Raw genomic sequence first — 7,032 nt, 5'->3', positions numbered from 1 at the left:
ACGCCTCCCCGACGCGTGCGGCCTGCGCCGCGTAGTCGCTGCCGGGCGGGAGGCGGCGTCCCGAGGGCGGTTCGGCGACGGGCTCGGGCAGGAAGGCCGCGGGCCCGACGGCACGGCCGGGGCCCACCCCGATGCCGGTGACGACGGTGGGCGGGTGGGGGCTCACGGTGCTGCGACCTCCTCGTCGACGTTGCAGGGCAGTCTCATGCGTCGGGGCGCCCGATGGCCAGCGGACACGCACCAGCCCCGTGGCCGGAGCGGGGTTAGGCTTGACGACGCGCGCCGACCGGCCGGCGCCGATGACCTGGGGAGTTCCATGAGCAAGGCAGAGCAGATCCTCGCTGCGCTGGGCGGCGACGGGAACGTCGTCGACCTGGAGCCGTGCATCACGCGGCTGCGCGTGGAGGTCAGCGACGCCCACCTGGTCGACGAGACGGCTCTCAAGGCCAGCGGCGCGTTCGGCGTCGTGCGGTCGGGCCACATCGTCCAGGTGATCGTCGGCCCCGAGGCCGACAACCTGGCGGCGGAGCTCGAGTCGCTGCGCTGACCTGTCGACCTTCCCGGCCGGACCGCTCCTGCGGCCCGGCCGGTGGCGTTCCCGGGGTCGGACGCCGGCACCGGGTCACCGGGCGGACGTGGACCGACGCGCCCGGTGACCGTGACCGTCAGGCAGAGTCGCCGGGCGGTGCCGCACGGCGCGCGTCGCGCTGGTCCACGGCGTCGTGGACGGGAGTGTCGTGCGGGTCGCGCGGGGGCGGCGCGTCCTGCGTCTCCTCGTCCTGCGGTCCGGTGGCCTGGTCCGGGTCGTCCTGACCCTCGTCGGGCTCGGCCGCCTGCGCGGACGGCTCGATGCCGGCGAGCTCGTCGCGGTGGGCCTTGAGCAGGTCGCGCTGACCGGCGAGCGGCACCCCGGCACGCTCGAGCACGTCGCGCGTCGCGGTCCGCAGCGCGCGCGCCACGTCCCACTGCATCGCCGGCGACGTGCGGACCTTGAGCCGCAGCGTGATCGCGTCGGCGCTGAGCCGCTCGATGCCCGTGATCGTCGGCGCGCCCTGCAGGTGCGCACCCAGCGCCGGGTCGGCCTCGACGCGCGCCGCGGCCTCGTGCAGGAGCGTGCGCACCTCGTCGAGGTCGGCGAAGTAGTCGACGTCGATCTCGACGACGGCCGTCGCCCAGCCCTGCGTCTTGTTGCCGACGCGCAGCATCGTGCCGTTGGGGACGTACCAGAGCGTCCCGTCGGAGTCGCGGATCTTGGTGACGCGCAGCGTCACGGCCTCCACGGTGCCGGTCGCGGGCCCCACGTCGACGACGTCGCCCACGCCGTACTGGTCCTCCAGCAGCATGAACAGACCCGTGAGGAAGTCCTTGACGAGGCTCTGCGCGCCGAAGCCGAGGGCGACGCCGACGATGCCGGCGGACGCGATGAACGGCGCGATGTTGACGCCGAGCTCGGCGAGGATGAGCAGCACCATGATCGTCCCCACGACGACCGTGGCGGTCGACCGCAGGACCGACCCGAGCGTGCGGGCGCGCTGCGCGCGGCGGGCGGTCGCGAGCGGGTCGGCGGCGCGCAGCAGGGTGCGGGCGACGTCGGAGTCGCCGAGCGGGCGCATGACGCCCCGCTGGAACCACGGGGTGCCGTCGGCGACGTGGTCGGTCACCCCGCGGATCGCGCGCCGGAGCAGCACGAGGGTGATGCTGCCGACGGCGACGATGATGAGGATCCGCAGCGGCAGGCCGAGGAACCACTCGAGCCACGCGTTGGGCGACGTCTTGTCGTCCGGCAGCAGCTCCGGGTCCGACGAGGACGGGCTGGGCGTGGGCGCCGCCGCGAGCGCGAGGGCGCGGCTCATCGGGCGGCCCCCGTGCGGTCGGCGACGAACTGCAGCTGCTCGACGGTCAGCGCGACGGAGCGTGACAGCGCGCGTGCGCCGTGCCCCACGCCGGTCTCCCGGCGCACGAGGACGGGGGACCGGTCGACGTCGGCGCTCGTCGCGGCCTGGAGCGCGGCGGCGAGCTTGCGGGCGTGGAGCGGGTCGACGCGCGTGTCGCCCTCGAACACGGTGAACAGCGTCGCCGGGTAGGCGGTGCCGTCGACGACGCGGTGGTACGGCGAGTACCCGAGCAGCCAGCCGAGCTCGACGGGGTCGTCGGCGTCGCCGTACTCCTCGGTCCACGTCACGCCGAGCCCGAACCGCTGGTAGCGCACCATGTCGAGCAGCGGCGCCGAGCACACGACCGCCGCGAACAGGTCGGGGCGCTGCGTGAGCGCCGCGCCGACGAGCAGGCCGCCGTTGGACCCGCCCCAGCACGCGAGCCGGTCGGGGGTCGTCCACCCGCCCGCGACGAGGTGGTCCGCGACGGCGTGAAAGTCGTCGAACACGTTCTGCTTGTGCGCGCGCATGCCCGACCGGTGCCAGTCCTCGCCCTCCTCGCCGCCGCCGCGCAGGTTCGCGACGACGTACACGCCGCCGGCCTCGACCCACGCGAGCGTCGCGGCCGAGTAGGCGGGGTCGAGCGAGATCTGGAAGCCGCCGTAGCCGTAGAGGATCGTCGGCGCCGGTGCGAGCGGTCGTCCGTCGGCGTCGAGCGCGTCGGTCCGGGCGAGCACGAACGCGCGCACGACCGTCCCGTCGGCGCTCGTGACCTCGACCTGCTGCGCGCGCACCGGCGGCACGTCCGCGACGGTCCCGGGCGGGGCGGCCCACAGCGACGTCGTGCGGGTCGTCGCGTCGAAGCGCTGCACGCTCGGCACGGCCGTGTGGTCGGTGTAGGAGAACCACACGTCGCCGCCGCCGTCGGGCCGCGTGACCAGCCCGGACACCGAGCCGAGGCCCGGCAGGTCGACCGCCCCCAGATTTGCACCCGTCGTGGGGTCGTGCAACGTCACCTCGGACACCGTGTGGCGGCGCCAGGAGGCGACGAGCACCGTCGGCGTGCGGTCGTCGCCGCCCCCGTCGGTGAAGGCGACGTCCTCGAGGACCGCGGTCCCGTCCTCCGCGAGCAGCGTGCGCCAGTGCGGCACGCCGGGGCTCGTCGGGTCGGTCACCGCGACCCGGCCGCGCGGCGCGTCCAGGTCGGTGTGCACGTACAGCCGCCCGTCGCGCCCGACCCACGCGCCCGTCTGCGCGTCGAGCCCGACCGCGACCTCGACGAACGACGGCGCCTCGACGCCCCCCGCGGCGGTGAGGTCGGCGATCCAGACGTCGGTCCGCGGCGCCGTGCCCGCCGACGCCGACACGATGAGCCACCGGCCGTCACGGGACACGGACACGCCGTAGTAGTTCGTCAGGTCGAGACCCTCGCCGAAGACCTGCACGTCCGCGTCGGGCGACGTCCCGACCCGGTGCAGCCAGACCCGCCGGTGGTACTGCTGCTCGTCGGCCGGCACCAGGTCGGGCGCGAGCCGGCGCACGTAGAAGAACGCCTCACCGCCGGGCAGCCATGCCACGGGGGAGTAGCGGGCGCGGTCGACGGGACCGTCGACGAGCTCGCCCGTCGCGACGTCGAGCACGTGGAGCACGCTCTCCTCGGTGCCGCCGTGCGACACCTGGTACGCGAGCAGACGGCCCTCCTTCGACGGCTGCCACGAGTCGAGCGTCGTCGTGCCCGCCGGGTCGAGCGCGACGGGGTCGATCAGCACGCGCTCACGACGACCGCCCTCGGCGTCCGAGTCGGGCTCGGAGACCAGCACGACCGCGTGCTCCTGCTCGCCGGTGCGGCGCACGAAGAAGTACCGGTCGCCGCGCCAGGCCGGAGCACCGACGACACCGGCGCCGAGCAGCTCGCGCAGCCGGGTCGTGAGCCGCTCCGCGGACCAGGGGCCGTCGCCGACCCGGGCCGTGAGCGCCTGGCGGTAGTCGGCGTACAAATCGTCCTGCGCCTGCGACCACGTGCGGGTCGCGTCGTCGTCGGCGTCCTCGAGCCAGCGGTACGGGTCGGCGACACGGTGGCCGTGCAGGTCCTCGACGAGATCCAGGCGGTGGGCGGACGGGTAGGGGCGCAGTGCAGGGGCCGTCATGGTCCGCAAGGCTACGACGCGCTCCTGACCGCCCGCGTCCGGCGCCCGCACGCGTCGGCCGGCGCTCACGACCCCCGGGTGCACCGGTGTCGCCGCTGGTCGGCGCGCCCTCTCGTCCTGCGTTCCGCGGGGGGCCTCTGGCAGGATCGGTGCGTGGCCGACGACCAGCAGACCCCCTCCGACGCGCTCCTGCGCCTCGCGGCCGCTTACGACATCACCCCCGACTACTGGGGGTTCGACGGGCAGCACAAGATCGCGTCGGCCGCGACCCTGCAGGGCGTCCTGAAGGCGCTCGGGGTCGACGCGTCGTCGCCGGAACGGATCGAGCTCGCGCTCGCGCACCGCGAGGACCAGCCGTGGCGGCGCACGCTCCCGCCGGTCGTCGTCGTCCGGGAGGGCCGCCAGGCGCACGTGCCCGTGCACGTGACGCACGAGGACGCCGTCGACGTCTGGCTCGAGCTCGACCCGGAGGTCGGCGGCGGCCGACGCGAGGTCACGCAGGCCGACGTCCCCGTACCGCCCCGCTCGGTCGACGGCCGGCTCGTGGGGCGTGCCACGTTCACCCTGCCCGCGGACCTGCCGCTCGGCTGGCACGAGATCCACGCCGAGGGTCCGAGCGCGAACGCCCGCAGCGCCGTCGTCGTCACCCCGGACCGCCTGGAGCTGCCCGACACGCTCGACGCGGGGCGCGCGTGGGGCTTCATGGCGCAGCTCTACTCGGTGCGGTCGCGCCGCTCGTGGGGGGTGGGCGACCTGGTCGACCTCGCCGACCTCGGCGCGATGACGGCCCGCCGCGGCGCCGACTTCCTGCTCATCAACCCGCTGCACGCCGCGGAGCCGCAGGTCCCGCTCACGCCGTCGCCCTACCTGCCGACCACCCGGCGGTTCGTCAACCCGCTGTACCTGCGCGTCGAGGAGGTGCCGGAGGCCGCCTACCTGTCGGCCGCCGACCGGACGCTCGTCGAGTGGGCGGGCGAGCAGGCGATCGCGCTCGACAGCGACCCGGGCCCGATCGACCGCGACGCGGCGTGGACGGCCAAGCGCGCCGCGCTCGAGGTGGTCTTCGCGTTCGAGCGGTCCGCCGCGCGCCAGGCGGCCTTCGACGCGTTCGTCGAGGAGCAGGGTCCGGGGCTCGACACGTTCGCGCTCTGGTGCGCGCTCGCGGAGAAGCACGGGCCGGACCTGCGCACGTGGCCCGCCGAGCTGCTCGACCCGGGCTCCGACGCGGTGGCCGCGGCCGGTGTCGAGCTCGCCGAGCGCGTGACCTTCCACCGCTGGCTGCAGTGGGTCGCCGACGAGCAGCTGTCCGACGCGCACCGCGCCGCGCTCGACAACGGGATGACGATCGGGATCATGCACGACCTCGCCGTCGGCGTGCACCCGCAGGGCGCCGACGTGTGGTCCCTCGGGGAGGTGCTCGCGCGCGGCGCGAGCGTCGGTGCGCCGCCCGACATGTACAACCAGCAGGGCCAGAACTGGTCGCAGCCGCCGTGGCAGCCCGACGCCCTCGCGCGCGCCGCCTACCGGCCCTACCGCGACATGCTCCGCACCGTGCTGCGGCACGCGGGCGCGATCCGCATCGACCACGTGCTCGGCCTCTTCCGCCTGTGGTGGGTGCCCGAGGGCGCCGCGACGCCGTCCGAGGGCGCCTACGTCCGGTACGACCACGAGGCGCTCGTCGGCATCCTCGCGCTCGAGGCGTACCGCGCCGGTGCGATCGTCATCGGCGAGGACCTCGGCGTCGTCGAGCCGTGGGTCCGGGACTACCTGTCCGAGCGCGGCATCCTCGGCACGTCGGTCCTGTGGTTCGAGCGCGACATGAACGGCGACCCGCTCGCGCCCGAGGACTACCGCGAGCTCGTCCTCGCGACTGTCACGACGCACGACCTGCCCCCGACCGCCGGCTACCTCGCGGGCGAGCACGTCGCGATCCGAGAACGTCTCGGTCTGCTCACCGAGCCCGTCGCGACCGTCCGGGCGGCAGCCGCGGCCGAACGTGACCGCATGCTCGCCGCGCTGCGTGCGCGCGACCTGCTCGGGGACGACCCGTCGGAGCGCGAGATCGTCGAGGCGATGCACCGGTACGTCCTCGCGACGCCGTCCGTGCTCGTCGGGGTGTCGCTCGCCGACGCCGTGGGGGAGCGTCGCGCGCAGAACCAGCCCGGCACGGACCAGGAGTACCCGAACTGGAAGGTGCCGCTCGCGGACAGCGCCGGGCAGGTGGTCCTCGTCGACGACCTGTTCACCAACGCCCGCCTGCACTCGCTCGCGCAGGTGCTCAACGAGGGCCGCTGGTCGATCACCCCCTGACCGCGGTCGCCGGTGCGTGGGAGCATCGGCGGATGCCCGAACCCGCCCTCCGCCGGCTGCGCGTCGTGGGCAACACCGGCTCCGGCAAGACGACCCTCGCGCGTGCGGCCGCCGCGCGCCTGGGGGTCGGTCACCTCGAGCTCGACGCGGTGTTCTGGGCCGAGGAGTGGACGAAGCGCGACCTTCCCGAGGCGCACGCGATCGTCCGGCACTTCCTCGCCTCGCCCGGGGCGCGCGACGGCTGGGTCGCCGACGGCAACTGGAACTCGCACCGGCAGGGGCTCCTGGACGACGCCGACGCGCTCGTCTGGCTCGACTACCCGCGTCGTGTCGTCATGCGGCGCGTCGTCGCCCGGACGCTGCGTCGCGGGCTGCTGCGACAGGAGCTGTGGCACGGCAACCGGGAGCGGCTGCGCAACCTGCTGCGCCGGGACCCCGACGAGAACGTCGTGCTGTGGTCGTGGACGCAGCACGCCCGGTACCGCGCCCAGTACGGGGCGCTGCACGACGCGGGCGACGTCGCGATGATCCGCCTGCGGCACCCGCGCGAGGCGCAGCGCTGGCTGGCGTCCCTGAGCCCGGTCGCCGCGCGTTCGTCACCCGAGGCCGGCTGACTCCAGCGCCTCCATGCCGGACGCGCGGGACCGACGGCGGCCGACCGCCGCAGCTCCTCGCCGCGCGCTGGTCGACGCGGGCGGGAC

At 75.1% G+C, this 7,032-nt stretch carries 5 protein-coding genes; 3 read left to right on the top strand and 2 right to left on the bottom strand.

Translation table 11 applies throughout. The features are described from left to right. Positions 1-316 precede the first annotated feature (316 nt). A complete protein-coding gene (locus HGA02_RS07205; protein WP_124343219.1) occupies positions 317-547 on the top strand; it encodes a PTS sugar transporter subunit IIB in 231 nt (76 codons plus the stop codon). A 118-nt stretch (positions 548-665) separates the two neighbouring features. Here the strand turns inward: HGA02_RS07205 and HGA02_RS07200 are convergent, their stop codons facing one another. Further along, positions 666-1,853 (bottom strand): mechanosensitive ion channel family protein, encoded by a 1,188-nt coding sequence (locus tag HGA02_RS07200; RefSeq protein ID WP_168678454.1) that lies wholly within the window; start codon positions 1,851-1,853, stop codon positions 666-668. Continuing rightward, complete coding sequence (locus HGA02_RS07195; protein WP_168678453.1) at positions 1,850-4,021, bottom strand: prolyl oligopeptidase family serine peptidase; 2,172 nt, start codon at positions 4,019-4,021, stop codon at positions 1,850-1,852. The genes HGA02_RS07200 and HGA02_RS07195 overlap by 4 nt, the downstream gene beginning before the upstream one ends. A gap of 153 nt (positions 4,022-4,174) precedes the next feature. On the opposite strand from HGA02_RS07195, the gene malQ reads away from it, so the two are divergent. Further along, a complete protein-coding gene (gene malQ, locus HGA02_RS07190) occupies positions 4,175-6,331 on the top strand; it encodes a 4-alpha-glucanotransferase (protein WP_168678452.1) in 2,157 nt (718 codons plus the stop codon). Between the two features lie 32 nt (positions 6,332-6,363). Continuing rightward, entirely contained in the window at positions 6,364-6,945 is a 582-nt protein-coding gene (locus HGA02_RS07185) for a P-loop NTPase family protein (protein WP_168678451.1), read from the top strand. The last annotated feature ends 87 nt before the right edge of the window (positions 6,946-7,032 follow it).

This window comes from Cellulomonas septica (assembly GCF_012396155.1).
GTDB lineage: Bacteria > Actinomycetota > Actinomycetes > Actinomycetales > Cellulomonadaceae > Cellulomonas > Cellulomonas septica.
This window is presented reverse-complemented; position numbering and strand designations above follow the sequence as displayed.